The 3,646-nt window shown below is 58.4% G+C and carries 4 protein-coding genes; all 4 read right to left on the reverse strand.

The features are described 5' to 3' along the window. A partial coding sequence (locus CHB65_RS17690; RefSeq protein ID WP_218818984.1) for a hypothetical protein occupies nt 1-850 on the reverse strand: 850 nt, incomplete at its 3' end. 840 nt (nt 851-1,690) lie between these two features. Further along, nucleotides 1,691-2,077 (reverse strand): hypothetical protein, encoded by a 387-nt coding sequence (locus tag CHB65_RS16560; protein ID WP_089386113.1) that lies wholly within the window; start codon nt 2,075-2,077, stop codon nt 1,691-1,693. Then, complete coding sequence (locus tag CHB65_RS16565; protein ID WP_089386114.1) at nt 2,070-2,498, reverse strand: hypothetical protein; 429 nt, start codon at nt 2,496-2,498, stop codon at nt 2,070-2,072. Before CHB65_RS16565 ends, CHB65_RS16560 begins: the two co-directional genes overlap by 8 nt. A gap of 247 nt (nt 2,499-2,745) precedes the next feature. Beyond that, nucleotides 2,746-3,646, reverse strand: a 901-nt coding sequence (locus tag CHB65_RS16570) for a hypothetical protein (protein ID WP_218818985.1), incomplete at its 5' end; no start/stop codon positions are given.

Raw genomic sequence — 3,646 nt, forward strand, 5'->3', positions numbered from 1 at the left:
ACTCTGTTTCTATCAGCAAGTGAGGCGACGGCGCACGATCTCGATATGAGTCGAACCGTGAATACGTCCCATCAATCGATCTGCGCCAGCTGGCGAAACACCCGAAGATACCCCGCCGGACCGTTTCGCTCTTGAGTTGCTTTGTCCCCGATACGCCCTCGAGGCCTAAGAACGACCGAACCCGATCCTTTGGATACCCGACGCCGACGCCAGTTTTCGAGTTATCCTCTGCGTTTACATCCCCGTCCCCGCGCCGTCCGGCGTTTTTGCGGTTTACATTACGCTGTCTCAAGAGGCCGACTTTTGGCTCAACTACGGTCAAATCGTCGGTTCGGAAAACACGGAATAAGTCGGGGTATCGGTCAAAGAACCGACGCGCCAGCTGGTAATCCGCGTCGTCGCCGGATACGCTGTCTTTGCCAAATACGTCACGCACAACCGCTGATAGCCATTTTGCCGATCCATCCCGCGAAACGTAATCCGCGAGGCGTTGCTTATCGCCCTCTCTTTGCGTCCCGCGCCACGGTGACGACAAAGAGGCGGTTTGTGGGGTTGAACCTTTACAGATTGATTTTGCTCGGTCATCCCCGAGGAGACCGCCGAATAACTCTGCCGGGAAACGGATTTTGGCTTTGTCCTTAGAGGCGCGAGGATCGCTTCTCTGCCGTTTCTGCTTTGCCGAGTGGTTTGGTGCGTTTGACTCACGGACCTTTGCCCCTGCGTCGTCGTCGCCGTCCGTATGCCAGCTGTAGAACTCACGGACGGATCGCTCTGCCTCTGCCTCAAGAGTCGCGCCGTCCGTAGGCAGATCGTTGCCAAACGACGCAGGCGACCCTACCTCTTGAGACATCCATCCCCCCGCGAGAGGAGACGGATACAGCCGTTGACTGATAGGGCCACAATTGAGATACCCTCAAGTGCGTAGCCACACAATCGACGACTGTATCCGCCCATGTTCGACCATGATACCTCCTGTCGGATCGGTGCGGATACGACTCGTGGGTAGGCACCTGCCGCTTTGGAACGGGGGCTTAGGTGCCTACTTTCATTCATAACCCGCATAGTCACTTCTCAAGAGACAGATTCTCACGAAGCCACGTATCGTAATGGACCCCCTCACGGGTTTTCTCAAGTCGTATCCAATCACGTAACTCACGACTCACGGGGATCGTCGTCTCTGCCGGGTTGATACGCTCAGTATCGGGGGAACGGGGGCTTTCACTCATACCGCTATACCACAGTAGCCCGCCATCAGGCAAAAATGCTTACACTCAGTCACTACCTGTCAGAGTTAGTAACCGATACGCGGAAACATTTGCCGGTATATCCGCATGGAAACCGATTGAAACCACCCATCCCGCCGCCGTCATGCGGTTTTGTGTGTTGCCTTTAGTCCTGATTATTGTGGTAATCACGACCACAACCCGAATCCCCTACCCGCCACGGTCGGATGTGTCATGAGGTGTTTTGTGGCGCGCCGGTCGCCATGAGGTCGCCTCGCGCGCGCGCCCGCGTAGTCCCGGAAAAATTATCCCGATATAGGTTAGTGTTGGCTACTAACCCGTTACTCACGACCCACCGCCACGGTCGGATGGTTCATGAGGTTGTTTTGTGGCGGTCGCCGGTGTGCCGGATCCCGTCCTCGAGGCGCTCTGCGTCGTCCCGCGCCGTCCCGAGTTAGTACCCGCTACTAACCCGTTTCGTCCCGCTTTCGCTCTGCTTTCTCTCGCACTAACTCAACTGCCGTCCTAACCTCTGATTCATCAATCCCGAACGCCCGCGCCGTCCATGAGACGCCCATCGTTGGTGTAGCGACGTGATACGCCATGAGTAGATTCTCGTCGAACGCCCGCGCTACAGCTGGCGGTACGCCCCGCTCGCCCGTCTTTTCTTCACGGAACCCACCGATTACTGATTGAATATCTGCGTACAGTCGCGCCCGGTCCTCAGAGTCGAACGACTGTACCCGGTCGCCCATCGGATTCACGTAGTGATACCGCCCGGCGTCGTCTACAACGACTGCCGTATCATACTGATATTCTACTACCACCGTTTCGCCGTCGTCGCTTTCAGGCATGCCTCTGCTCGCGTCGGATAGTCGCTAAGTCGTCTGCGAGGCGCGTCTGTCCCCCGTCGTGAATCAGTAGGACGCCATCCGCCGATAGTGTATGCCCGTCGTCCCCGATCTCGAGGCCTGCCGCCTTACACCCCGGCAGTTGAACCTGATAGCCGTTACCCGCTATCTCTACAGACGCCGCCTCGCCCCGATGGATACTGCCCGAATCAGAGGCCGCCGTCGACACTAACTCTGCCCGATCCGCGCTCGAAACCTTCTCTGCGTCTACTACCAGTAGCAGGCCGTCGAACCCGTAGACGTAGACGCCCGCTAAGTGAGTCGCGTCCCCCTCTGCGTCCTCCTCTACCAACCCTGCCGATCGGGCTGGTTTCGTTACCTGTAGTGCGATCCCACCGGCGGACGACTTGAGGCTGTTAACCATGGTTGTTAGTAGTGGCTACTAACACATAATAGTTAGCACCTGCTACTAACCCGATACCTGAGGCGTTCTGCTATGAGGTAGCCTCTGCTTTGGGGTCGACCCTTCATGCCTTACCCGCTTCATGTGCTACCCGCCATGCGGTCGCCGGTCGCCATGAGGTCGCCTCGCGCGCGCTCGCGCAATCCCGAAAAAAATATCAGCAGCTGCTACTACCCAGCCGCGAGACCGCCTGCCGTGAGGTATCGCCTCAGGCCGCCGGTGTGCCGGATCCCGTCCTCGAGGCGCTCTGCGTCGTCGCCGGTGGCGGTATCGCCCCGCCCGAGGCCGTGATTATCTTCGCCCGACTCACGACAGACTGAGGCATATCCGCGAGGCGCGCCGTCCCCACATACTGCCAGCGTTTGACGTGAGGGAGATCGTCGTCGTCCGACTCACGTAACGACGGGGATCGGGTCACTACCTGCGCCTGCCGTCCGTACGCCCAATACAACGCGACTCTCCAATCCAAGTCCCCGCCGTCGAACCCGTCCATCAAATCACCTGCGTCCGTCCCCGCCACGTCCATGATACGCCTCGCGGCTTTGCCGAGATAGCGCGCCAGCGGCACCCGCCCTTTGTCGTCGTCATGCAGTAGCCACGCCCGATCCCCGCGCCGGACCGGGCTTATGTCCACCTGCGATCCAATATCCCGCGTTTCGTCCCAATACTCACGGACCTCTGCCTCTGATAACGTCGGTTCGCCCGTTTCGCTTTCACCCTCAGGCACCACCCGAACCCCGAATAAGACGATGTGGTAATGCGGTTGGCCGTTTCGCTGGTATTCAAGCACCCGAATTGACTCAGGCGTGAACCCGACTTGATACCGTAGCCACGCCTTGAGGTTATTCACTCCGTCTTTGATTGATTCGGCCATATCCGCATGAGAGTCGAACCGGCACGGTTGGCCCGTCGGCGTGAGTAGAACGGCTGTGTCGTACGACTCTGCCGCCACGTCCAACGACTCAGTAAGCCGGTCGTACGCTTTGCCTGCCTCTGATACCGAATTGAAACGCGACTCTGTTTCTATCAGCAAGTGAGGCGACGGCGCACGATCTCGATATGAGTCGAACCGTGAATACGTCCCATCAATCGATCTGCGCCAGCTGGCG

The sequence above is a fragment of the Halorubrum vacuolatum genome, assembly GCF_900188065.1.
Taxonomy (GTDB): domain Archaea; phylum Halobacteriota; class Halobacteria; order Halobacteriales; family Haloferacaceae; genus Halorubrum; species Halorubrum vacuolatum.